Raw genomic sequence first — 23,908 nt, forward strand, 5'->3', positions numbered from 1 at the left:
CCCACTGCGGCGGCCGCGGCCGGCCGCGGCGCACCAGATCGACGATCCGGCGGTCGAAGGCGTGCTTGGACCAGCCATAGGCGTTGAGCGGACGAAGCTCGGCCAGGGCCGCCGGGTCGTTGTCATCCACGAACCCCCGCGCACCGTCGCCGTAGGTGGCGGCCGAGGAGGCGTAGATCAGCGGCACGCCGCCGGCGGCGCACCATTCCCAAAGATGGGCCGAGAATTTTATGTTCGTGTCGACGATCAGATCGACGTCGGTGGCGGTCGTCGCGGAAATGGCCCCCATATGGACCACCGCGCGCACGGTGCCCGCCGTACGGTCAAGGAAAGCCGGAAGCTCCGCCGGCGCCACGAAATCCGCCACCAGATGCTTGGCGAGATTCCGCCACTTCTGGCCGCTGCGCAGCCGGTCGCAGACCACGATCTCACAGTCGTTCCAGCCGTGCAGGGCGGCGGCGATGTTCGAGCCGATGAAGCCGGCCCCCGGTGACGATGATGATGTCAGTCATGAACGGACCATAGATACCGGGGTGTTGCCCAAGGTGACCGGCCGATGCCCCCGCTTGAGGTGCCAAGGCAGCCTTTATGAGGAGGAACTTTCATATACCATCTGGTTGGCCCCGTCTTCTGGCTTTGCAGCATCGCTGTCCAATTCACCGGCAGACGGGAAGAAAGGCGCGTCGAGCGTCCTTTTCTTCCATACCCTGGCCACATCCGGTTGCCATGCGGCAACCGGATCGGCGCCCCATACCGCCAACGCACTGTTGACACTTCGTTAATTGAAAAACCGTTGCCCAGCTCTCTTCCGAGCCGGCTGTGGACCGGCGACGGAGCCTCCCCCTGCCCCCGCATCCATTGGCGCAGAAGAAGGCCGCCGCCGCTCCTTTGGATTCCCGACCCTCAGGTCGTCTGGCCGGTCTCCGAGACGAGGGCTGCTTCGCAGACGATGGAGCCGCTTTCCAGTCGGCGGCCCGTGGCTTCTTGGCCAATGAGGCGGCCATCATGCCATCCTTCTCCGAAGCCTCCCCGTTGGCCTCGGAGCGGATTTCAGAAAGGACCTCGAGCCCAGCCCCGGATTCCGCCTTCGGCTGCGTCCCGTTGTGATGGACTCCGTTGTGCTGGGCCGCAGCGGCGGGCTGATGCCATTCGATGCCGACGAGGAGAACGCCGAGGCACCGGAAGTCCGAGCCAAGCCCGACATCCTGCGGAACCAGCGCGCTGTCCGTAACCAGGGACACCTTCATGAGGCTCCCGGCCCGGCCCGTTCCGGACGGCAACTCGACGGGTACGGCCTGCGCGTCCATGTGCGACATCGTCCGGCTGGTCACGACGACGTCGTCGATCAGGACATCGACCCGCGCCTGACCTTGATGACCGGCAGAGACCGCGGCGCAATGCAGCGTCATGCGGGAGCCCGGGCGCATATCCGTGGGGATCGCGATCCAGATGTCTCCACGCTCCCCGTTGGTCCAACGGCCGAGCGCCTCCCTGACATGCCAGTTGGGGAACAGGGGCGACCCGCTCCAGCGCCTCGTCGACGCGGCCAGGAAGGCCTTTTCCGGCAGGGTGGCCCAAGCGTTTCAGCTCCACCTCGGCGACCCGAAGGCCAAGCAGGCGGCGGTCGCCGGACATGCCCAAGCGCTGCGGGCTGACGGCCCGCGTTCCGACGGAACGCGATCGTGATCTCCTTGCTCCCCTGCGGCAGCGCGGAACCGAGACCGAGGGGCACGATCCGCGACACCAAGCCGACATTCGGAGCGGTCAGATCGACCGGAACGCGATGTCGGTGCCTTCGACGGCGATTGTGGCCTTGTCGTCCGGCTTTGCCCGTCGACAGCGCCGCGACCTCCAGCAACAGAAGCTCGTTCCGGCCCTCGATGTTCACGGTGCAATCGAGACGCCCAAGGTCGCCGATCGACCAGACGCCCTGCTCCTCCGCCGCGTACCAACCCCAGGGCATGAACGCCCGCTGGACCGCCGCGTTGGCCGAGGACAGCACGACGCTCCGGGCCCGCTCGGCAGTCGGGGATGGTGCGCTGGGCCTGCGGAAACGGGCTGGTCCAATCGGAGCTGGGCGATCACGAATTCGCCCGGCCCAGCCTCCTGATTGCCGATCATCCCGAGTCGACAGGAAGACGATCTCGGCGGGATCCCTCTTCAACAGGACCGCCATCGGCAGAACCATGCGCCGGGAGCTCGGCACGTCGGTCTCGATGGTCCAGCTGTCGACAAACTCGTCGTTCACCAGCACCGAGACCACAAGGCTTTCGCCAGCGGAAACGTCCGCGACGATGGCCGCCTCCAACATCGCGTCGCTTTGCGCGACAGATCGATGGTGCCGCCCCGCAGGCGAAGGCTGCCCTCTGGGACCGGAAGCCGTCGAAATGGACGGTCGCGGCGTCCGACCCGCGAGCTGCGCGTCGTCCACCGCCGCCGCCATCCAGCTGCGGTTCACCGGGTAGCGGGACGCGCCGCGCTGAGCCTGAACGCCTGCGCGAGGTTCAGCGTGGGCGGGGCGCGAGCGCGCCACGAAGCTCGCTGCGCGTCGCCAGCAGGTCGAGGCTGTTCGTCGTCGTCGACACGCTTGCAGGCTGAAGCCGGTCACGCCGAGACCGAGGAGACGATGGTCTTCGGAATTCGCGACGACCTCGCTGACCTTGTATCTTTCCATCGCGGTCAACTCGATGACGATCTGCCCATCGTCGTCGATCAACCCTTCGGAATCAGCGCCTTGCCGGCAGCGTAGGGCCAGCCGCCCCGCCCGTCGTGGAGCGGAAATCCCAGTCGGCGACTTTCACGCCGTTGGCAACGACGCTGCAACGGTCCGTCTTGTTCGCCTTGCTGAAATGCTTGGCGATCACCGTCAGGATCAGATCCTCGTCCGGCTTCGCCGTCAGGACGACGCGAATCCTCGCCGTGCGCGAGCTTGCCCAGGCCCCCAGCCTTCGCGCTGGAACCAGCCGCCATGACGGTAGCGCGGCACGGCTCCTCCGCGGTGAACAGCACGAGATCGCCGAGCGTGTAAAAGTCGCGCCGGGCCGGAACCAGGGGCGTGGACAAAGCCTTCAGCATCCCCGCGGCCGTGTCCATCCACGAGGTCGGAACATACTCGTCGCGGATGCGGGCTTCCTTCGCGTCACGGGCGCTCTTCGACGTCGCGTAGTGCTGGATGGCCGCCGCCCAGAGCTTGCGGTCCAGAGGGTCGAGCAGATCGGTGAGCGTGGGGGCGATTTCCGGAACCGAGGAGCGGTTCGACGCCACGCAGATCTTGCCGTAGCTGAGGCTTTCACCGACGGGCAGCCCCCAGCCTTCGTAAAGCGACGGGTAGACCGTGAACAGGCAGGTCCGATAGAGCCAGTCGAGAAGGGCGTCGTCGACGTCGTTCAGAATATGGATGTGCCGGTTGACCAGGCGATCCTCCTGGATCGTCCGGGCCATCTCGCCGCCGTTCCACAACACCCCGCCGGCGATCACCAGATGCGGGCAGCGATCGCCCATCGTCGTCCGGAGCATGGTCCAGACGTCGTACAGAAGCCCGTAGTTCTTCCGCGCGTGGATGCCGCCGGTGGCGAGGATGAAGGGAACCTTGGAGAATTTCGCCTGGATCGCCCGGCCTTTCTCGGACATCTCCATGGCGAAGATGCCGATGGCGTCGGCCAGCCGGAACTTGCCGATCGAGCACAGGTCGAGATCCGTTTCGAGCGCAAGCGCCTCAAGGTCCGAACGCGTGTTGTCGGAATAGGCGAGCAGGCGATCCGTCGTCTGAAGCAGCGTGTTCAGGTTCGCCGTGAAGCGTCCGGAATAGCCGTCCAGGAACCAATGCGGGAACAGCACCGGGGTCAGATCGTGCATCAGCACCGACAGTTCGAGCCGGTGCTCAATGGCGAAAGTCGACAGGAAATGGACGTAGGAGGCGTTCTGCATCCAGCTGCTGCCGACCACGACGAACCGGGAGCCCGGACGGAAGGTCCCCTTCTCGATCGGGAACACGGTCGTCGCCTGGAGATAGGCGGACAGCAGGTCGCGGGCGACGATCGATTGGGGAATTTCGACGAAGCCGACCTCGACCGATCTCCACACCACGAAGCGGACCCGCACCCCCTTAGTGGCAAGAAGGGCGGTGGCCATCGAACGCTCCACCCGCACGATGCCGGACCGGGTGGTGGCGTTGTTGGCCAGGGTGGTCAGATCGAAGACGATCTCGAGGGGGTCCTGGACCTCGCCCGTCTCTGCGGCGGCCTTTTCGTTATGGACCGGCACGGGCAGCGGCGCCACGCGCGCGACGCCGGGCGGACGAATTCCGGCCGCGCGGCGCGCGGCGACCTCCTCGTAGACGTCGGTCACGGCGGTCGTGTGGACGTCCCAGGAGAAGGAGCGGGCGACATGATCCTTGAGGGATTCACGGTCGCCGTCGGACCAACCGCCTTCCCAGGCCTCCAGAACGGCCTGGCGGATGGAGGCCGGGTCGGCGGGGTCGCAGTAAAGGGCGCGATCGCCGAAATACTCCCGCTCCGACGACCGGTCGCTCAGCACCATCCGCGCACCGGCCGCGCCGGCCTCAAGCGCGGCGAGCGGGGCTCCCTCCGCCCAGCTCGGCAGGGTGAAGACGCGGGCTCCGGCGATGGCCGAGCGCAGCATTTCCGAGCCCGGCTCCAGGCGATCGATGATAAGAAGGTTCGGTCCGCCGAAGGACTTCACGAGCCGCAGATACTCCTCGTCGCCGGGATGGCCGATGAGGACGAGCGGAATGCCGGTGTCGCGCAGCGCCAGGGCGAGCAGGAGCTGGTTCTTGCGGTGCTCGATCCGGGCGACGCACAGCACATAGTCCTTCAGCCCGTAAGCCGAGCGGAACAGGTCCGGATCGCCGCAGGAGAAGAGCGCGGCATCGACCGGGTTGCGGACGATCCGGCTGACCTCGGGCAGGGAGGGCACCAGCGTCGCCGTCAGCGCGCGTTCCCGCTCGCCAAGGAAGACGAAGGCGTCCGCCGTCTCCGCCAACTCGCGCAGGGCGTCGAGGTAACCGGGCTCAGGCTCCCCGCGCAGGCCGTCCTCCGACCGCATGGCCTGACGGGTTCTGGCCCAGGCCATCGCCGCTTCCGCGTGCTCCGGCGAGGTAGCGCTGCGGAAGACGCGCAGGATGTCGGCCTGCCAGAGCCCGGCCTCGGACAGGTCGAGCATGATGGGAGAGAAGACGAACGGCTTGCCAAGCGTCGCTGCCCGGCGGGCGATCCGGACAGCCGAAACCGGCGGCCACACATTGTAGGCGTGGACCAGATCGTAGCGGGGCAGGTCGACCGTCGGATAGCGAAGCGCGGCCGCCTCGATATCCTTCTGCCGCAGGGCCTGGGCGGTGCGCGGAATACGGACGCTGGGGCCCCCGATGACGGTGCTCTCCAGCCCATGGCTCAGCAGGGCGACGGAACGGACCCGGCGGCACGAGACCGGAGCGCTGGTCGGCACGAGGTTCCGCTCCGTTGCAAGGCGGCGGAACAGCGCGTCATGCCCCTCGGCCCAAGCGTCCCAGGTCATGCCGGACACGGCCTCGCGCAGGGCGAATTTCTTCTCGCGCAGGCCGCACAGAACCGCGCGCAGCGACTGCGCATCGCCGTTGTCGAAGGGAATGTGCGGAAAATCCTGAACCCACCCGGTGTTCGAACCGATCACCGGAACGCCGGAAGCCAGGGCTTCCAGGACGCACATCGGGCCGCCTTCATTGGTCGCCGGCACCAGAATGTAGTCCATGGAGCGGTAGAAGGCCGGCAGTTCCTCGTCGGTCAGCTTCAGCGCCGGTCCGGGCCACCCTTCGCCGGTGAAGTGCCACTCGATCCCCGGAATGTCCATGACCGCATTGACGAGCGCCTCTCCCTTGCGGCCCGTGTGATAGGTGCGGCCGACGACGGCGATCTTCAGGGTGGGGGCGAAGCGGTCAAGATCGACACCCGGCGAAATCACCGTGTTCGCTATGCCGGCGTCCGCCAGTATCCGCCCGGTCGCCTTCGACATGGCGATGGCCGCGTCGACGTCACGCGCCGCGGTCAGAAACCGCCCCGCCGTGGCCGGGTCCTGTTCCTGGTGCGTGAAAAGCGCCACCTCTACTGGAGAGACGCGCTCCTTACGGCATCCGTAAGTTATATAATATTGAATAGGGGAAGAGGCATCGGGCAATGTATCAAAACGAACGTAAGAAAGCCTCTTTGCAATTTCATTTGCCAGACGTTCAAGAATCCATCCACGGTCCGACAAAACGATGTGAACGAGGCGGTTCATCACACTCTCTTCTGGCAAATTTCAGATGCTCATCGACTTTAAGACGACAAAAGAACAAATGCCGTCCAATTCATTCCATACCATTCGACGATGCAGACGGTAAACAACTTTTCAAGTTGAGCCGTGAATCAAAAAATATCACAGGGAAACAAAATATGCGGGGATCAGCAAACAGGAAAAAATTCTTGATGCTGAAGCCGCGAATGGCGTAGGATCGCGTTACAAAGAGAGGAGACTCGCCCGCCCGGCACCGCCGAGGCGGGTTTTTTCGTGCCTGAGCCACATGAAAAAGGAGATTTTTATGAGAGACTTGCTGACTCATAAGGACGCTATGGGCACACCGAGCGCCGTGCTCTCCGTCTCCGATTCCCGCTACGCCCTGGTGCTCGCCGCCGGGACGGGAAAGACGGTTTCGGTGCCTAACGATGCGAAAACAGTCCTTTTTGCGTCCACCGGCCCCTTCTGGGTGCAGTATGGAGCCGCCGCGGTTCTCCCGGTGGCGGACGACGTGAGCGGCGTGGCGCCCGAACTGGCCCCCGCAGCGCGCAGACTGGACGGAACGACCTTGCTGGGGCTGGTCGCCCCGTCCGACTGCACCGTCTCCCTGACCTTCTTCGGGTGACGCCATGACCGCCCCCTATACGCTCAGCCTGATCAGCACACCGCCGGTCAATCTTACCCCCTACGCCGCCAAAGCCGACCCGAGCTTCACCGGCACGGCGACCTTCGCAGGCAGCGTGCAACTGGCAGCCGGCAGTCTCGCCGCCCCTTCACTCAGTTTTTCCAGTGACGCCGACACCGGCTTCTGCCGGCCGGCCAACGACCAGATGACGTTGGTCGCCGGTGGAGGAGCCGTGTTCCGAGCCGCCGCCGTCACCGGGCAGGTGAACAATCTGGTCGTGTTCTCCGGAGCGTCCGGCGCCCCTCCGGTCATCGCGGCGGAAGGCGCGGACGCCAACATCGGCCTGCGCCTGATGAGCAAGGGAAGCATGCAGGACTCTTCCGATATCCTGCTGCTGAACGGGGCCGGCCGATCACTCGCCCGCTTCGGCAGCGGCACTGGTGGGACCATTGTCAACTCCCTGCTCGTCCGCGCCCAATCATCCGGACAGCCGGTGCAGATTTACGCCGAAGGGAACGACGCCAGCATCGACTTGGCGCTGTATGCGAAGGGCAGCACCGGGCGCATCCGCTTCGGCACCTTCACGGTCGGCAGCGACGCACCCGTCACCGGCTTCATCGAGATCAGGGACGGTTCAGGCGCGCTGCGCAAGCTCGCCGTGATCGCCTGACACCCCACGTCAAGAGGAGCATTCACCATGGCGCTCATCAAGCCTATCCCCACGCCCTTCGGCCCCGACGCCGCTTACTGGCATATTCTGGCCTTCGAGGCCAACCGCCCCCAGGGAGCCGCCCGCACCGTCCTGGCCGGCTACGTGAATGCAGACACCCGCGCCTCCGGCTGCCGCCCGCTCGCCACCATCACGCTGGATTTGGCTGGTCCTCTCTTCCCCGGCACCGAGGAAGGCATCCGCTACACCGACCTTTACGCTGCGATCAAAGTTGCTACCAACGATCCGAACAGTCCAGCGGCGGTGCTCGCCGGAGCAATGGACGGATAAAATGACGCTTCACGCGGGATGCGGCAAAGCCGCATCCCGCTTCAAAAAAACTTCTCCACCCCCTCCACCTGCATAGATAGCAAAAGCCTCAGTGTATAAAAAATTTTTAGTGACCTTAATGACACAATGTGTTATTTAGAGGAAAAATTTTTCATTTTTAGCTCTCAAAAGGAGAGGTAAATGGATTATTTAATTGATGGAAAACTTGGATCACCTGCCGATAATGAAAAAAGAGCGCTTCTTGCTTGGGAGCAAGGAGAAGAGTTCGTAACCAGCAAGCCAGTTCTACTCTCCATAGAATCCACCTCTGTTTGCAACCTTAGATGCGTAATGTGCCCACATGCTATTGGTGCAGTGCGCCGACCAAAGCATATGGATAAGGAGGTCGCGGATAAGCTGGAAGGATTTCTTAAATCCGCGAAGAGCATTCAACTCCATGGTATCGGAGAACCTCTCCTTAGTCCAGCATTTTGGCAATTTCTTTCAGCTGTACAAGACAATCACGAAGCACATATTGAAGTGAACAGCAACGCTGTGCTCCTAACAGATACGACAATTAGCAAAATACTAGATTCAAATTTGAAAACTATAAATATATCTCTTGATGCCTGCACTCGCGAAATGTATCAGAAAATACGCGGCGAGAAATTTGAAAAAGTATCAATGAATATAAAAAGATTGTGCGACAAACGGAGGGAAAAAGTTGATTCAGAGCTTAAAATATGGCTCAACATGACAATTATGAAAGAAAACTACAAAGAAATTCCTTATTTTGTTTATTTCGCGAAAGCTATTGGAGCTGACCACACGCACTTTAACGATTTAAACGCTTTCAATGCGCATACTTTGTTAAACTGGAAAGTCGAAAGAGGAGATTTTATATTTAATTATTCAGAGCAGATGATCGACTCCGTAATAGATGAGGTTCATGAAAAACTTAAAGAAGCAAAAAGAAATGCTGAAATTCTTGGGATAGGCTTTAGCATTAGCGGAAACAAGAAACTTCATTTGGAGTAAAATCAATGTCATCGCCGCGTCAATGCACAGCACCATGGTATTGGATGCAAGTTATCACAGATGGGACTGTGCGTCCTTGCTGCTTTTCAGCACAAGACATAGGAAGCCTTCATCACAGCTCAATCGAAGAGATTTGGAACGGAGATCTTATAAAAGAATTACGCCGTTTTATGCACCAAAATCGTGTGCATCCAATTTGCCAAAATGCGCCATGTAAATTTATACAAAAGAACAATGCCAAAAAAGATGCCCTTCCTCGCTTAGGAGATCGCATCTTTTTCGGAAAAAATGGAGCTGGATCAATATATATGATCGAAGGATGGCATACTCAAGAATATTGGGGATGCTGGTCAAAAGAAAAATATGCAAAAATATCCTTTCCAAATTTTGACGACTTACTAGAGGGAAGTACTGTTGATATAGCATTGAGAGGCTTGAAAAGTGAATCCAATGTTTCTATTTCTGTCATGACGAATGCCTCGGAAGCCGTGATGGCCAATTTTTCTCATTTTGGTAATTTTCTGGTATCTGTTCCCATAAGCAAAGAAACTGCTAATCTGCCTTCCCTGGATATCACTATCGAGACAAGCCACGTCTCAAGCCCAGCTCAGCGTGGAATCAACAATGATCAGCGGCCAATAGGCGTCGGGATAACATCCATTCATGTGCACAAAGGGCTGTCGTAAACGCACATAGACTGCATTGGTATAAATGAATATGGAGTAGTATATTAAGTAAAAGTTAAATAGATACGCTGTTTGATTAAAAAATCTTATGGCGATGCTCATAAATGAGCCAAAACAGAATAAATTTACTCTGGAGTTCCGGTCATGCCTTACAACCTTTCCATTCCAGGTCAGATGTCTGAATGGGAATTGCAGGCAATTGAAGCTGTTGCAGCGCTTGTTCCTCCCGATGGCACCATTGTCGAGATCGGTTCTCTGTTCGGTCGATCGAGCTGGGCCTGGGCGAAAAGCGCCGATCCCAGCGTCACCGTCCATTGCATCGACCCCTGGGAGGAGAATCACGGCATCCGGCCGATGGAGCAGGCCCTCGGGATCACCTACGGGATCGACCAGTTCCGGGCCTATCTGTCGGACTGCCCGAACGTGAAAGCCTTGCAAGGGTACAGCCCGGACAATTTCCAGGACTGGAATCGTCCGGTGGATCTCTTCTTTGAGGATTCGGTCCACACCAATCCTATCCTGTCCCGGAATCTGGAATTCTGGAGCCGGCACCTGCCCCCGACCGGAATTTCATGCGGGCATGATTACCGCCCCCGCTTTCCCGATGTGATGAACGGCGTCGACAGGCTCGCCCGGAGCCTGGAACGGGAGATCCTTGTCGTCGATACGCTCTGGTGCCTGCTGCCGCCGGTTTCGAAGGTTCCAGCCGCGAAGGCCGTGCGCGAGAAGCTGCTGACGCTCGCTGCCGAGGCTCGCACGGATGCCTTGACCCGGCCGTACGCCCACACGTTCCAACTGCGCAACAAGCCGGACACCGTCTCACCCGGCGGCACCATGCTGATCGATGTCTATGCCTGCAACGAAAGTCGCCACCCTTGGATGGACGGCTCCGGAGCACCGGCGATCGCGCATGTTTCCGTCCATGTGCATACCGAGCACGGAGAAACATCGGGCGCGCTGCTTCCACTGCCCAAATCTCTTTCGCCCGATCGGCCGGTCACGGCGCAGCTTTCCGTCTGCCTCGGCCCGCTGCCTCCTGGCACCCATCAGGCGAGCGCCCGCTTGGTCCTGATCTCCGCCAGCGGTGAGGTTCTGCGAACCTTCGAAACCGAGGAGCGCTGGACGGTCCGGATGGATGGAAACGCCGCTCTTCCCACGTCATTGCGGCTTTATCAGGCCTTTCAAACCGATCGCCCCGTTAATTTCGAAAGCATCGATGCGCTGGATGTTCACGCGGCCTATCGCATCCTGCTCGGCCGGCCGCCTGAAGGCCCTCAGCAGGTGGCGAGCCATTTGGCGGCCGCCCAGACCTTGTCCGGGCTTCGACGGCGTTTCATGACGTCGCAGGAATTCATAAGCGGCAACCTGAAGCTGGCCCCGTCGCCACCGGACGTACAGCCTGCGCCTGCCACCGGGCGAGCGCACGACGAACGAACGCCCTTGGCCGACCGCCTGCCGGAGCTTCTGCGGAATGGGCTGAACGGGCTGTTCAAGCCGTCGACCGACCCGACCAGCGGCGTGACCTCCTATCTCCTGCGCCGGTCGGCGGCACCGCTGCAGCAATCCTTCTATTTCACGCAGCCCTGCTGGAGCCGGGACGGCCGCTTCCTGTGGCTGTATTGCGCCCATCCGCCGTCCGGCTCGGCCCGCGACGGGCGTACGCTGGCCGTGGTGGATTTCCAGACGGGGACTCTTACCAACTTCCCGGAAACCCAATTCACGGATGCCTCCCCTTGGGTGGACAGCCACGACGGTTCGGTCGTCTGGGCGACACAGAACGCGGTGTGGCGGCGCAGCCCGGAAACCGGCGGCCAGCCGGTCTGCCTGACGCGCATTCCGGACGATCTGCTGCGCAAGCGCCCCGTCTGGCGTTTGGCGACCCATCTGACCCGAAGCGCCGACGGCGCCTGGTTCCTTCTCGACATCACCGTCGGCGGCGACCGTCTCCTGGGCGGCATTCCCTTCGAAGGCGGCGACCTGCAAATCTGGCAGCGGCTGGACCGAGGCTGGCACCACGCCCAGTTCTCCCCCACCGATCCCGACCTGATCCTTCTGGCCGAGGAGGAGCGGATCGACCCGCGGACCGGCGTCGTCACGCCACCGCAGGGCCGCATGGCGCTGTGCCGGCGGGAAGGCCCTCTGCGCCCGCTCGGACTCGGTGCGACGGTGGGGCACGAATGGTGGGACCGTTCGGGCACGGCCATCTGGTATGTCGATTTCGAGCGGGGCACCATGCGGGTCGGCCTGGACGGACAAGCCCCCGAATGCGTCTGGCCGGCCGGCAACTGGCACGCCAGTGCGAGCCGCTGCGGCCGCTATCTCGTCGCCGACACGCAGCCCGAAACCACCCAGGGCCGCGGGCCATCCACCTCCGTGCTGTTCCTGAACCGGCAGACGAAGCGGGCGGTGCCCATCGTCACCGCGATGCCGGTCGCCTCGCCCAGCCTCGAACCCTATCACCCGCACCCGCATCCCAGCTTCCAATGCGATGACCGAATGGTTGTCTACACCACTCATCTCGCAGGAGGCCCCGACCTGGCCGTTGTCCCCGTCGCCCATCTGGTCGCCGCGACATCCTGATCCACAACGCCCGGCCGAGATCGTATGGACGGCCCCGGACCCTCTGTCCAGGGCCGCCAGGGGCTTTTGGGCATAACCTTTTGGCCTACTATCCTTAGGGCCGAAATCATTGTTGGCGCCACCGCCGGAAGCCCTAAGCCAAACGCGGTGAGCCCTCGCAATTTTTTGCGGCGCAGAAATTTTTGAAGAATACAAAAACTCACCGCGCCGATCGTTTATTTACTATAGCCTCAGATCATTCAGCATGTTTCAAAAGTGAAATTGTCAAAATTTATTATACTCACCAATCAACCGCCCAAATTTCAGGAAATATTGGACGGCATCATTCCACAACCATTGAATTCCCTTCTTGAAAGCTCCTTCACCCTAAGAAGGTTCATATTTTTTTAATGGCTTCCGCTCCTTTTAGATATAGTAGGGTCAATTTCAGCCTATGCCGTCGCCCTTGCCGGCTGCGCGGGCGAAATGAACGAAAGGAATAAGCATGGCGGCCGTCTCTCCAGCGAGGTCGACCCTCCACGGAAAGCAGCACGTCATCATCGCCATCAAGCCGGCCCTTCCTTGAAGGCCGGCCCTTGAAGGCCGTGGCGTCATCCTGAAGCGGGCGATGCGGGTTGCCGCGCACCGGCCGGGCGCCGGTCGCCCTCCCCCGCCGATCTCCGGACATCAAGGCTCGAAGACAAGATGAAGCATATCGTGGTTTCCGAGGACCTCCCGCAGGCGAAGCTTCTGGCCCAGTGGATTCCGGAGGTCGATGCGGCCGACGCCCTGGCCACATGCCGGATGATCGCGGCTTCGGGAACACGGGCCGCCCCCTTCTTCACCCCGCTGGCCACGGCGCGGTGGCTGTCGCGCGGGTGGAGCGCCTCGGCCATCGCCAAGGCGAACGAGGCCGAGCAGTTCCGCTTCCTCGGCTGGTACTGCTTCTCGCAGCCGAAGAACCTCATGCGCTGGGCCGACATCCAAGACATCGAGGCGATCCTGGGAACCCTGACCAACAGCGTGGTCGGACCGACCTCGGTCAAGGAACTGCCGCTGACGGCGCTGATGCTGGTCGCCTGCTTCGCCTCCGAGGATCAGCCGATCAATCTTGATGGCGTCAGGACCTGCGATCCTCTGATCACATGGTACGCCGATGAGCTGCTGCGCTGGTTCTGTCTCCAAGGCGTGCTTCAGCTTGGGCTGACCAGCCGTTTGACCAAAGAGCAGAAGGCCAGGATGCGCCAGCCGGTCCAGACGGGCGACGACGGGGTCTGGACCTGCCTGGCCGCCGCGTGGCTGCGCGCCCTGCGTTCCGACGTCAGCGAGGCCTTCGCGCTCAAGACGCCGGAGAGCGGGCAGCGGCTGGAGTCCTGGTTCCTGCAATACGGTCTGTGGGAACACGACCTGACCTATCTCCTGACACCCGACGAACTCGGCCTGATCCGCCAGGAGCTGACCAAGCCCGACGTCTCCAATCTGCCGGAGTTTCTGAAAGGCGTCATAAAGGGGGTGGAGCAGGTCACCTCCTCCGTCACGCAGCGTGCCGCCGCCTTGCACCGCAGGAGGGGATTCTGGCCCGAACTGCTCGGGCCGCAAGGAGCCGAGGCGATCGTCTTCCCGAACCGCGCCAAGAGCGGCGCAACGCCGCCGCGTCCCGCGACGGGCAGACCGGAAGGCTATCTGAGCGCCAGCCGCTACCGCATTGCGAACGGACAGCGCGTCCATTTCGTGACCGGCAGCAGCGCGGTCTCCCTGCTCCTCAGCGGCGGCTGGAACCTGCCTGAGCATTTCCATACCTGGTCCAGCAAGCCGATCTCGTCCATCGGCTTCGCCCTGGACCCCGGCGCGGTCGCCTTGCCCGCGGCGGCCAGCCACATCGAGATCGAGTTGGAGTTCCACTACGAGCAGGCTTCCTCCCAGCAGTTCGACACCTGCATGACCCTGACGCTGGACGGCATGGTGTTCGAGCACATCGAATTGCAGACCGTTCAGACCCCCGAACATTATTCGACCGTCAAGGCCACCCTGCCGTACCGGCCGGGCGTGCACGTTCTCGGGATCGGGCTGGACCGCGTGTTCTCGCCAAGCGAGTTCGGCAGCCATGACACCCGGATGCTGGGCGTCGCGGTGCGCAGCCTGCTCGTCCGGCTCACCTGATCCCTACGCCGCCGCCCCGCTTACCCAACGCCGCTGTGAGAGCGACCATGAGCACTTCCATCACTCACGCCGTCCCCTTCATCGTCCGGGGCGACCTGCGCAGCGAAACGGGGTATGCACGCGCCGCACGCGCCCTGACGAATCTGGTCGCCCGCTTCCCGGACATCGCCGTCTTCGGCATCGACCTGCACCCCAACCCGGCGGATTGCGGGGGCAACTTCGCCCACATGCTGATCGACGAGTCCCAGATGTGGCAGGTGGTTCGCCAATCGACGCAGACGCCGATCGTCCTGCACTACACCGGGATCGACGATTTCGTCCAGGTGCCCGGCGCCGTCAACATCGGCGCCTTCTACTGGGAAACGGACACCCTCGTGCACCAGCGCCACTGGCCGCTGCGGCTTGCCGGCATGGACCGGATCTGGGCGCCGACGTCGTTCCTCGGCACCTACGCGCGCGCCTCGGGCTTCACGGGCGACGTCACCGTCGTGCCCTGGCCCCACGAGTTCCCGGACCAGGCGCCCGCCGTGAGGCCGGGCGCCCTGGAGAGCATCCAGGCCCTGTATTTCGGCCGCTCCGGGCCGTCCGGACGCTTCCAGACGCAGACGGTGTCGTTGCGCAAGATCCGCAGCGAGGCCCGCAACCTGTTCGTCTCGGTGCAGTCTCTGGCGCCGCGCAAGGGGTTGCCGATCCTGCTGCGGGAATGGCGCAACCACATCGACGATCCGTCCTGCCAGGACATTCTGGTCCTGCGCCTCGCCTTCCGGCACGCGCATGGGATCAACGCCGCCCCGGCGGAGCATTTCGAAGCCATCCTGAAGACCATCGGCTTCGACGGGGTGGACCCGCGCATCGCCATCATCCACGACCATCTGCCCGATCCGCAGTTGTCGGCCCTGTACGGGGCGTGCGACTCCTACGTCTCGGCCTCCTACGGCGAGGGCTTCGGCGGGCCGATCATCGAGGCGATCTCCGCGCATCGCCCGGTGATCGCCCCCCGCCACACGGGCATCGCCGACCTGCTGCCCGCCGACCATCCCCTGACGGTGAACTCCGTCCGCAAGTGCGTGGGCCTCAAGGGCAACGTCTCGGCCTATCCCTACTCATCGAGCTGGTATCTGCCCCTGCCCGGCGAGATCGCCGGCCGGCTGCGCGACTTCGCCGCGATGGACGCCTCCCGGCGCGCCGCGGTGGTCCGGAAGGCCCGGCAGCACGCCATCGACTTCTGCTCGTCCTGGCGGTTGATCGCCATCCTCGGCGACGAGATCGCCCGCATTCGCGCACCGGCCCTGCCACCCATGGCCACGCAGCCGGCGCAGGAGCCTGCCATGCTGTCCTAACCGGATTGTCCTTCGGGAATCATCGGATCGATCGCGACGGAAATCTGGAAGACCATCATGACCCTGACCCTCGACATGAGCCCGACGCTCATCAACCGGACGGCCGTCTTCAACATCTGCAACGACATCGCCCGGATCTTCGCCGATGTCGATCCCTGGCTCTACTACTTCGGCGTCACCGTCAAGCAGGCCCCGGTGGCGGCGGAGGCGGACACGCTGAAGGGCATCCTGTTCCAGGCGCTGTCCATGGCGGGCGAAGGGCGTTTCGACGAGAGCCGCCTGAATTTCGGGAACGTCCTGCGCCCCAGCCGAAAGGACGGCGAACGGCGCTTCTTCATCGACCCGCTCTACATCCTGTTCTCCGACCTCTACCCGACCGACGTCGTCACGGTGCTGGACGTGTCGACCGTCACGCAGCCGGAATGGCATTCGCCCGCCGTGGCGGCGCTCTACGCGAAGGCGTTCGAGAAGCTGTGCCAGGTCCAGCCCAAGGTCGTCACCATCAGCGACAACACCGCCTACACCTTCTACGCCAACTACGGCTTCCCGCTCGACCGGATGCGGACGGTCCACCTGTACTCGCCGGGCCATCTGCGGGACGGGCTGGGGGTGCCGCCGCTCCATGCGGTGAAGCCTTACTTCCTGTTCGTCGGCAGCCTCGAAGCGCGCAAGAACATCCTGGGCGCCATGCACGCCTTCCGCTGCAGCGGCCTGCATGAGCGCGGCTACCAGCTCCTGGTCGTCGGCGGCCGGGGACACGGTGCTCCGGAGATCACCCAACTGGCCGAGAACACGCCGGGAGTCACCCTGTACGGCTACGCCTCGAACGAGGACCTGTGCTCGATCTACGCGGGGGCGACCGGTTTCCTGTACCCCTCCTATCTGGAAGGGTTCGGCGTGCCGCTGCTGGAGGCCATGATGTACGGCGTGCCGAGCATCGCCTCGACGACCGGCGCCTGCCCGGAGGTCGGCGGGCCGCATGTGGCCTACTGCGACCCCGACGATCATGAGGGCATGGCGGAGGCGATGCTCCACATCGCCGCCATGGACCCGCAAGCCCGCGCCGCCCTGGCCACGAACATGCGCGGCTGGGTCAACGACCGGTTCAGCTTCGAGGCCTTCGCCGCCAACATCCGCGACGCCGTTCTGGGGTAAGGAACATGCTCGGTTTTCAACGCTCCGTGATGAGCGCCTTCATCCATCTGTTCGGTGAGTGGCTTCTGGCGCACTCCAACCGCCGGCTCTTCGAACATCCGGGCGCGGTCCTGTTCCCCAAGACGATCCACGAACTTGATCCGTCGGAGCCGAAATGCCCCGACGGCGCCGGCGTCGATTACGTGCTGCTGGCGCTTGCGAAGGGCGAGGCGCCCCGGCTCGCCCAGACCGCGCATCCGTTCGAGAGAATGCTCCAGATCGTGCAAAGGGAAACGCAATCCGCCCTGGCGATCGAACGCCTCCTGCTCGCCCGGCTTGAAGGTAAGGACCAATGAACGTTGCGATCATCAAGCCGGATCACATCGGCGACTTGGTGCTGTCATCGGCGGCCATCCGGGCCATCATGCGCCGCCATCCGAACGCGACGCTGTTCATCGCCGGGAAGAACCGTTCGCTGGCCCGGCATCTGTTCGGCGACGTGGCCATCGAAACCATCGATTTCCCCCATCTGACGAAGGCCGACGCCTCCCAGGGCGGCTACCCGGATCTGCGCGGCTTCGACATGGTGGCCTTCCTGCGATCCGACGGAATCCTCAACACGCAATGGGCGTCCTTGCGGTGCCGGCGCTTCGTCCTGCCCGTCGACACGCACGGCGATCACCAGAGCGTCATCGATTTCGGGGTCGCTTCGGCGCTGGTCGGCCACTACGACATCGAAGAGGCCTTCTACACCGACCGGCTGGAACGCGTGCGGGCGAAGGCCTCCCGTTTTCCCGGAAAGGTCGGCTTCTCCATCGGCTCCGGCTTCCACGCGAACTCCTGGCCGCCCGGCCATTGGATCGCGCTTGGCCGCAAGCTGCGCGACGCCGGCATCGGGGTGAGCGTGATCAGCGGTCCCGCGGAGGCGGGGCTGGCCCGCTTCCTGCTCCGGCAGATCGGGCTGGACCCGGTCCGCGACCTGATCCTCGGCGGGAAGGATTTCGCGAACTTTCTGGGCCGGGTCGATGAGTTGGACTGGGTCGTCGCTTCGGACGGGGGAACCGGCCACCTGTGCTCGCTGGTCTGCCCGACCCTGTCGGTCTTCGGTCCCAGCCCGTTCCGGCGCTATGCGCCCTTTGGCACCTGGGCGCGGCTGCTGACGATGAACCTGGACTGCTCACCCTGCTGCCAATACAGCGCGCGGCTGGTGAACGGCTGTCTGACCACGGAATGCGTCACCGGCATCAACGCCCAGGTCGTCATGGACGCGCTGCGCTTCCCGCACAGCACCGGTATGGTCGGCTCGTCCCTGGAGATCGCGCCCGGCTGCCAACTCTATCTCGGCGTCAGCCACCTCGATCACCGAAGCAAGATTGAATCCCGCCTCCTCGAGAATGGTGTCCACCATGCGGCCTGACGATCTCAAGAAGACGGTCGCCACGGCGCCCGTGAGCGACGCTGAGCTGGAAGCGCTCTACATCGCCCTTCACGAACGGCGGACGCGCTTCATCGGCGACGTGATGAAACTGCGCCATCAGTCGCCGGACACCTGGCTGCCGCATCTTCGGCGGGCCGCCGTCTCCTTCATCCGCCTCTGCGCCGCCAACCGCCGGACGATGCGGATCTTGGAAGGCCGGTCCCGGCGCCGGCCGTAACCGGCACCAGCGCTCTCCACGGACGGGTTCGTCAGGAAGCCGGGGTTTCCGCGTCCCCGGCCGGCGCCACGCCCGCCGACGTCACGATCAAGGTGACAGGTTCGGGGCAGCGGAAGAACCAAGCGATCCGCTCCTGCACCAGAGCGGGGCGGAGCAGCCAGACTCCTTCCTCTTCCGGCGCATCGACACGCAGGGCGATCTGCGCTTCCTCGCCCGGCCGCAGCCCCTCCGGCAGGAAGGTTCGGCGGCCTTCGCGCGGGCTTTCCGCCGGTCCACCTTCAAGCCAGTAACTGGCGGCGACGCAATGGAATCCGGCGGGCTGCCAAGCCGCTCCCCCCTCGTTCCTCACACGGACCGGCAGCGTGACGCTCTCCCCCGGCCGCACCGTGACCGTGCCGGCGGCGACGGACAGCGAGCCGCGGGCGGCGTCGTACGCCGACGCCTGTTCGATCACACGGAACTCGGGCTGGAGGTTGCACAGGCCCGTGACGTCGTGGCCGCCATCGGTGACGATCTGGAACTGATAGAAATTGTCGCTGGATGCGATGAGGGTCTCGGGCAACCCGTTCACCATGCTTCGCACGTCCAGCGAAACATCATAGGTGTCGGCCCCCAGCGTGCAGTTGAAGAACCACAGGAACTCCACGAAGCCGCCATCCTTCAGAGTGAAGGCAAAAGGGCGACGTTCCCGGTACATGACCTGCTTCACGCTGTTCCGGATCGTGACGGACACGCAGCAGTCTTGCGGGAAATTCTCCATGCGGAACTTGGTCGCAAGCCAGCATTCCTGCGACGAGACGCCGACATCGTTGCGCGGCCGCTCGGGACACATGAGTTCGGCGCCAACGAAGGTCATGGACGCGTTCGGAACGCTCATCCGCGGCGTGATGTCCTCGGCGTTCCGCCGCGGGGCCGGCATCCGGTGCAGCGCGAACTGCGTCATCCGTTCCAGATGCTTGAAAAACCTCTCGCGGCACAGCCGATAGAGCTCCATGTCGTTGGCTGTAAGATCCTGAAGCCTGCGATGCGTCGCACGATCCAAGCTGTCCACCGACAGACGATCCCCAGTCACCCGTGAACGAATGTCCACGAGGTTCGCATTGGCCGCGTTTCCGAAGCAGATCGCTCCCAGGCTCAGCTTCAGGAATTCGCTGATCCCAACAAATTGATAGCTTTCTTCCATGAATTCAAATATGTCTTCAACATTTATTTGTCCAGACCTGGTTATTGATTCAAGTTCTTCTTTTCCATACATGCCAGCCATAAAGTGATTGCAATAATAATTCTGGCTGGCTTCGCGAACGTGGAAATCGCACTCTTCAAGGAGTTCGGAAAGGCTGTGTGTTTGCGCCAACCGGGCAAAAGGCTCGGAAGCGGCTTTTCTCTCACGCACATAGGAGTAGTGAGAAATGAACCGCTCAATCGGGTCGCGCAGGATGGTCGTATGGTAGACGGACTTCGGCCAGTGATAATCATGGCTAAGAACGAAATGGCCAATGACGACGTCGTGATCCCTGAACAAATGCTCAGATATCAGAATGCTTTCATCCATCAGAAGCGGCGTAACCCGTTCACTTCCCGAAAGTCCTCTGAAGAAATCTCCGACAGATGTTCCAGCCGTCTTCCGAATGTGGTCCACCAGGATCTTCATACGCCGTCTCGCAACCTCAAGAGAAAGAACAAACCAACGCCTTGTTCATCAACAAATCGTCCTCATCTCGCCACGTCCGAAGAACAAGAACAATTGCATAAAAATCACTGAAAAACTTATTCTAAAAAAGCACTGAACAGCATGAGCAAAAATAATGAGGTTTCCTGGGTTCTTTCTTGCCCAGCTGAGGAACAGTCATCAATAAATCAGTCTTGATGAACAGTGGCTGCAAGACACCATGCATGGCTCCGCATGGACATCCAGCACCATAAGCATTTTGGCGCGCCTTGTGGACACACCATCAGCACAATTTGATGGATGACCTATCACCGAATCGCTAAACCAACAATAGTTTTTGTCGGGGCCATGTGTCGCGCCGACACTGGGGACGCCGATTGGCCATCCCCCCGGATGCCGATCCTTGTGAACGCCAGAAACCCCTTCGATTGAGCAGGCGGCCAAACGGACAAGGCCCGAACAAAGAAAGTCCCGCCTTCAACCGGGCTTCATCGATCATCCCGCGCCATGGCGCGCTTCACAAAAGACACGGGCGAAGCAGGAGGGACCTCCCGCTTCGCCCGTGTCCCACTCAGACTCTTCCGAACCGGGTCATTCCCCAGCTTGGCGTTACTTGCCGGCCACGCGGCCATAGCCGTCTTCAAAACGCACGATGTCATCTTCGCCGAGGTAGGAACCGGACTGGACTTCGATGAGGTGCAGCGGCACCTTGCCCGGATTCTCCAGCCGGTGCGTCGTGCCCATCGGGATATAGACGGACTGGTTCTCGAACAGCAGCTCCTGCTTCTCGCCACAGGTGACGAGCGCGGTTCCCTGCACGACGATCCAGTGCTCGGCCCGGTGGTGATGCATCTGAAGCGACAGGCGCTCGCCCGGCTTCACGGTGATGCGCTTCACCTGGAAGCGGTCGCCGATGTCGATGCCCCGATAGCTGCCCCAAGGGCGGTAGACGGTCGTGTGGAGCGCGTGCTCGTCGCGCTTCTCGGCCTTCAGCCGCTCGACGATGAGCTTGACGTCCTGCACATGCTTGCGGTCGGCAACCAGGACCGCGTCGTCGGTGGCGATCACCACCACGTCGTCCAGGCCGGCGACGGCGACGAGCTGTTCCTCGGAACGGACGTAGCTGTTGCGGGCGTTGTGCAGCACCACGTCGCCATGGACGACATTGCCGCTCTCATCCTTCTCGGCGATGTCCCACAGAGCCGACCAGGCACCGACGTCGTTCCAGCCCATGTCGACGGCGACGACGGCGGCCTGATCGGTCTTCTCCATCACTGCATAGTCGACGGAATCCGACGGCGAGGCGGCAAAGGCCTCCTTCTCCAGACGGCAGAAGGTGAGGTCGCGCGCAGCGCTCGACCGCGCCTGGCGGCAGGCCTCGACGATCGCCGGGTTGGACTTCTCCAGTTCGGCGACGTAGGCCGCGGCGGAGAACAGGAAGATGCCGCTGTTCCAAAGATAACGGCCGTCCGCGAGATAGGTCTGGGCCGTCGCCAAGTCGGGCTTCTCGACGAAGCGCTCGACCACGCGGATGTTGTCACCGGTCCCCAGCGGCCCGCCCGCCTTGATGTAGCCGTAACCGGTTTCCGGCGCCACGGGCGTGATGCCGAAAGTGACCAGCGAGCCGGCGGCGGCGGCCACGGCAGCCTGTTCCACCGCCTCCAGGAAGCGGTCGGAGCGGGCGATGACGTGGTCGGACGGCATGACCAGCATCAGCCGGTCCTCGCCGGACTCCAGAAGGGCCAGGGCGGCGATGCACACCGCCGGCGCGGTGTTGCGGCCGACGGGCTCGAGGATGATCTCCGCCGGAGACACGGACGCGGCGCGCAGCTGCTCGGCGACGATGAAGCGGTGCTCCTCGTTGCAGATGACCAGCGGCGCGGCGAAGCGGTCGCTCGAGACCCGCAGCGCGGTTTCCTGGATCATCGTCTGCTCGCTCGCCAGCGGCAGGAACTGCTTGGGATACGACGCGCGCGACAGCGGCCAAAGACGGCTTCCCGCTCCCCCCGACAGGATGACCGGCGTGACTGTGCTTGCGGAGGCTTTGCTACCCATCAGATCGTTCCTGATCCCGTTCAGTTCCATGTTTGCGCAGATGTTTACCCGAAACCACGCTGCAGTTCGCCATCATATCGGCCCCCGACCGGTGCGTAGGAAACCATGGGGATGGCGCCTCCACTCGTCCCGACGACATCCGGCAGCTCGGGACGGACCGTAAACCCTTGATATCGAACAGGCCCCTGGTCGAGCCCTGGAAGACTTCCGATTGTCCAGCTTCATGCCATGGGAGCGCCCCGGCAGACAAGCCTGAAGCCAGGCGAAACACTGTCCCACAATGTCCTTCCTGGTAAAGGACCTGCCCCAGGAAAGGAAGCATCACCGAAAAACGTCACAGCAATCGAAAGAATCCCTAATTTTCAAGAGGTGTTTATGGCGAGACGAGAAAGGCCTGTCAATCCGCTTCTCCAGGGAAGAAAGCCCCTCTCCGCCGCGAATAAAAAGTTGCATATTATCTTTCAAGATAACAATAATCCTCGACCAAATCTTCGCTGTTCCCCTTGACGCCGGCTCAGGACGGAAGATCCAGGCGCTCCCGCACACGGCGCAGCCACGCCTCCGCCGAAAAGTCGGCAAGGATGTGCTCACGTGCTCTCTCCGCCATGACCCGCGCCTCGTCCGGATGCTCGCGCAGCCGACGCAGCCAACGGGCGGCGTCCCGCACATCCGGCTCCGCCCAGAGCTGCTCGGGATGATGGTAGGGGCCTCCCGGGTCGGCGGCCGGGACCAGCGCATGGGCGACCAGGCCGGCCGTATCCGGCGTCATGAATTCCAGATTTCCCGACCAGCCGGTGGCCACCACCGGGATTCCGGACGCCATGGCCTCGGCCAGCGGAAGCCCGAAGCCCTCGCTGCGGTGAAGGGACAGTAGGACGTCGCAGCCGGTCATCAGCCGGTTCAGCTCGTCCCGGCTCAGGGTGTGATCGATCAGGCGGACGTTGCTCCGGCCGGCCACCGCCGTGCGCAAGGCGCTCCGCTGGTCGGCATAGGCCTCCGTATGGTGGGTCTTCACGACCAGCTGGGCACCGGGATCGTCGCCGAAGGCCTCCAGGAAAGCGCGGATAGCCGCCAGCGGATTCTTGCGCACGAAGCCGGAGCCCATGTTGAACAGCGTCAGGACGGTGAAGGGACGCCCATCCGCCGGCGGCGACCGCCCGGGCAGGTCCGGCGCCGCGACGGGATGCGGAACGACCGTCACCGGCAGACGCGGCGCGGCGCGGCGGAAAGCCTCGGCGTTGAAGGCACTCGGCACCCAGACCTCGTGCATGAAGCGGCAGGCCGCGCGCCAGGCTGGCGGCAGGTCGGGGAGTTCCCACGCGCAGTAGCCGATGATCTTCTTGCCGGACACCAGATCCCGGCCGAGGGTGGCCAAGGCGACCGGGACCAGCGGAGCGTTCATGTGCAGGATCAGGGTTCCCGGCCCCGTCCAGTCGCGGGCATCCTGGAAGGCGACGGGCCCTTGCCGGTCGCCGCCCAGGAACCAGCGGCCGATGTCGATGCCGCCGACCGTGGCTCCGGCAGCCTGCAGTTCATGCAGGCAATGCCGCGCGCCCGCGCCGATGCCGCTTGCCGTGTCGATGGGCCCCACCACGATGAAGGGGGCCGCCGCGCGGCTTTCGGCGACCGGGCCGGTTGCGGGGCGGGCCGCCAGCAGCGCCGCCGCCTTGTGCAGCAGGGAACGGCGCAGCCCCGGCGGGATCAACCGCCAAGCGGTGTGAGCAAGAGTTCGCATGGGTCC

Annotated in this window: 18 protein-coding genes; 13 read left to right on the top strand and 5 right to left on the bottom strand. The window is 62.8% G+C overall.

Annotation, left to right across the window (positions count from 1 at the left end; translation table 11 throughout):
* Nucleotides 1–508 (bottom strand): NAD-dependent epimerase/dehydratase family protein (locus tag Sp245p_RS26145; RefSeq protein ID WP_129557238.1); only part of this gene is annotated, 508 nt, incomplete at its 3' end.
* Nucleotides 509–1,245: 737 nt separating this feature from the next.
* Between Sp245p_RS26145 and Sp245p_RS36335 the strand changes: the two genes are divergently transcribed.
* Entirely contained in the window at nt 1,246–1,368 is a 123-nt protein-coding gene (locus tag Sp245p_RS36335) for a hypothetical protein (protein ID WP_281291748.1), read from the top strand.
* A 1,344-nt stretch (nt 1,369–2,712) separates the two neighbouring features.
* Here Sp245p_RS36335 and Sp245p_RS26150 read toward each other — a convergent pair.
* On the bottom strand, nt 2,713–6,270 hold the full coding sequence (locus Sp245p_RS26150) for a glycosyltransferase family 4 protein (RefSeq protein WP_109139043.1): 3,558 nt from the start codon (nt 6,268–6,270) through the stop codon (nt 2,713–2,715).
* A 331-nt stretch (nt 6,271–6,601) separates the two neighbouring features.
* On the opposite strand from Sp245p_RS26150, the gene Sp245p_RS26155 reads away from it, so the two are divergent.
* The 12 genes from Sp245p_RS26155 (at nt 6,602) to Sp245p_RS26210 (ending at nt 18,443) form a co-directional block, all read left to right on the top strand.
* Nucleotides 6,602–6,892, top strand: coding sequence for a hypothetical protein (locus Sp245p_RS26155; protein WP_014200367.1), 291 nt, complete (start codon nt 6,602–6,604; stop codon nt 6,890–6,892).
* Nucleotides 6,893–6,896: 4 nt separating this feature from the next.
* On the top strand, nt 6,897–7,562 hold the full coding sequence (locus tag Sp245p_RS26160) for a hypothetical protein (protein ID WP_014200366.1): 666 nt from the start codon (nt 6,897–6,899) through the stop codon (nt 7,560–7,562).
* Nucleotides 7,563–7,589: 27 nt separating this feature from the next.
* Nucleotides 7,590–7,892 carry a hypothetical protein gene (locus Sp245p_RS26165; RefSeq protein WP_014200365.1) on the top strand — a complete coding sequence of 101 codons (303 nt, stop codon included), beginning with the start codon at nt 7,590–7,592 and terminating at the stop codon, nt 7,890–7,892.
* A 180-nt stretch (nt 7,893–8,072) separates the two neighbouring features.
* The gene (locus tag Sp245p_RS26170) at nt 8,073–8,909 is read left to right on the top strand and encodes a radical SAM protein (RefSeq protein ID WP_109139044.1); all 837 of its coding nucleotides are present in this window, start codon (nt 8,073–8,075) and stop codon (nt 8,907–8,909) included.
* Nucleotides 8,910–8,914: 5 nt separating this feature from the next.
* A complete protein-coding gene (locus Sp245p_RS26175; RefSeq protein WP_014200360.1) occupies nt 8,915–9,595 on the top strand; it encodes an SPASM domain-containing protein in 681 nt (226 codons plus the stop codon).
* A gap of 144 nt (nt 9,596–9,739) precedes the next feature.
* Nucleotides 9,740–12,175: a class I SAM-dependent methyltransferase gene (locus Sp245p_RS26180; protein WP_082188334.1), complete on the top strand. Its 2,436-nt coding sequence runs from the start codon at nt 9,740–9,742 to the stop codon at nt 12,173–12,175.
* Between the two features lie 684 nt (nt 12,176–12,859).
* Nucleotides 12,860–14,314 carry a hypothetical protein gene (locus Sp245p_RS26185; RefSeq protein ID WP_014200358.1) on the top strand — a complete coding sequence of 485 codons (1,455 nt, stop codon included), beginning with the start codon at nt 12,860–12,862 and terminating at the stop codon, nt 14,312–14,314.
* Nucleotides 14,315–14,361: 47 nt separating this feature from the next.
* On the top strand, nt 14,362–15,654 hold the full coding sequence (locus Sp245p_RS26190; RefSeq protein WP_014200357.1) for a glycosyltransferase: 1,293 nt from the start codon (nt 14,362–14,364) through the stop codon (nt 15,652–15,654).
* 57 nt (nt 15,655–15,711) lie between these two features.
* Nucleotides 15,712–16,809 carry a glycosyltransferase family 4 protein gene (locus Sp245p_RS26195; RefSeq protein WP_014200356.1) on the top strand — a complete coding sequence of 366 codons (1,098 nt, stop codon included), beginning with the start codon at nt 15,712–15,714 and terminating at the stop codon, nt 16,807–16,809.
* A 29-nt stretch (nt 16,810–16,838) separates the two neighbouring features.
* Nucleotides 16,839–17,144 (top strand): hypothetical protein, encoded by a 306-nt coding sequence (locus tag Sp245p_RS26200; protein WP_014200355.1) that lies wholly within the window; start codon nt 16,839–16,841, stop codon nt 17,142–17,144.
* The gene (locus Sp245p_RS26205) at nt 17,141–18,205 is read left to right on the top strand and encodes a glycosyltransferase family 9 protein (protein ID WP_014200354.1); all 1,065 of its coding nucleotides are present in this window, start codon (nt 17,141–17,143) and stop codon (nt 18,203–18,205) included. The genes Sp245p_RS26200 and Sp245p_RS26205 overlap by 4 nt, the downstream gene beginning before the upstream one ends.
* The gene (locus tag Sp245p_RS26210) at nt 18,195–18,443 is read left to right on the top strand and encodes a hypothetical protein (RefSeq protein ID WP_041814858.1); all 249 of its coding nucleotides are present in this window, start codon (nt 18,195–18,197) and stop codon (nt 18,441–18,443) included. The genes Sp245p_RS26205 and Sp245p_RS26210 overlap by 11 nt, the downstream gene beginning before the upstream one ends.
* Before the next feature lie 31 nt (nt 18,444–18,474).
* Here the strand turns inward: Sp245p_RS26210 and Sp245p_RS26215 are convergent, their stop codons facing one another.
* From Sp245p_RS26215 to Sp245p_RS26225, 3 genes are all read right to left on the bottom strand, one after another.
* Nucleotides 18,475–20,094 carry a COG1470 family protein gene (locus Sp245p_RS26215; RefSeq protein WP_109139045.1) on the bottom strand — a complete coding sequence of 540 codons (1,620 nt, stop codon included), beginning with the start codon at nt 20,092–20,094 and terminating at the stop codon, nt 18,475–18,477.
* Nucleotides 20,095–20,721: 627 nt separating this feature from the next.
* On the bottom strand, nt 20,722–22,167 hold the full coding sequence (locus Sp245p_RS26220) for a mannose-1-phosphate guanylyltransferase/mannose-6-phosphate isomerase (protein ID WP_014200351.1): 1,446 nt from the start codon (nt 22,165–22,167) through the stop codon (nt 20,722–20,724).
* 514 nt (nt 22,168–22,681) lie between these two features.
* Nucleotides 22,682–23,902, bottom strand: coding sequence for a glycosyltransferase family 4 protein (locus Sp245p_RS26225; protein WP_158310488.1), 1,221 nt, complete (start codon nt 23,900–23,902; stop codon nt 22,682–22,684).
* Between the last annotated feature and the right edge of the window lie 6 nt (nt 23,903–23,908).

Source organism: Azospirillum baldaniorum, from assembly GCF_003119195.2.
Taxonomy (GTDB): Bacteria; Pseudomonadota; Alphaproteobacteria; order Azospirillales; family Azospirillaceae; genus Azospirillum; species Azospirillum baldaniorum.